Genomic DNA, 965 nt, shown 5'->3' on the forward strand with positions numbered 1-965 from the left:
GACCAGATTTCGACATCTCTAATACTTCGCCAAGACCGGTTGAAAGCAATTGTGTTTCGCCAGACAGAAGTGCTGCCATTGCTTTGCCGCCAGCATCATACGCGATGTAGCGAACTTTACGTGCATCAAAACCTTCGCCTTTAAATGCGGCTGCGACAACTAGGTGATCCATCGAGCCTCGGGCAGAACCGCCTGCGATTTTGACTTTACGTGGGTTAGATTCGAAATCTTTGACCACATCTTCCCATGTGTTGTACTTCGAATCCGCGGAGGTCACGATAGCGCCGTAATCAGCAATCGTTGCGGCTACAGGCGTGAGATCTCGGAAAGATTGAGGGAAGATACCGGTGAGCGAGCGAACAACGATTGGGGTTGAGTTCACCATCAGTGTATCTGGTTGGCGTTCAGCGGTTTCAATAAGGTGTGCAATGGCTTTACCACCACCGCCGCCAGAGAGGTTTTGGAAAGAGACATTTTCAACGATGTCGGATTTAACCAGCACATCACCTGTACCACGAGCCGTCATATCCCAACCGCCACCAGCACCACCTGGGATTAGGAAGTGGAGTTTTTCAACATCTGCAGCAAAAGCGTGGAGAGAAAATGAAGCTGCAATGATGGATGCGGCGAGCGTTGGTTTGAGTACCTTTAACATGTTTCACGTTCCTTATGTTGGTGACTCTCTTGTTTTGAAGAGACTTATAATTTGTTTTCCTAGGCGAGGTAGGGTGGCTCGCCAGTGATGAGCTCAAGGTTAATAAGGTGTTAACGAAATGTCTCTAATGCGTAGATAAAGAGAATATTGAGCATAAACAAAGTTTTGTTCATAAAGTTCATGAAAAAGAGAACCACGGCTGGATTTAATAAAAGATCAGATTGGTCACATCAATTTGGTGCCTTAAAACGCAATAATAATGGAGGTTTAATAGAGAGTGAGAGCGATGAAAGAGAAGTGGTCCCCAATT

Annotated in this window: 1 protein-coding gene; it reads right to left on the reverse strand. The window is 46.0% G+C overall.

Annotation, left to right across the window (positions count from 1 at the left end; all coding sequences use genetic code 11):
* Positions 1-655: tripartite tricarboxylate transporter substrate-binding protein (locus KIV40_RS26025; protein ID WP_285352084.1), on the reverse strand; the 655-nt coding region annotated here is incomplete at its 3' end.
* Between the last annotated feature and the right edge of the window lie 310 nt (positions 656-965).

This window comes from Vibrio sp. D173a, from assembly GCF_030248475.1.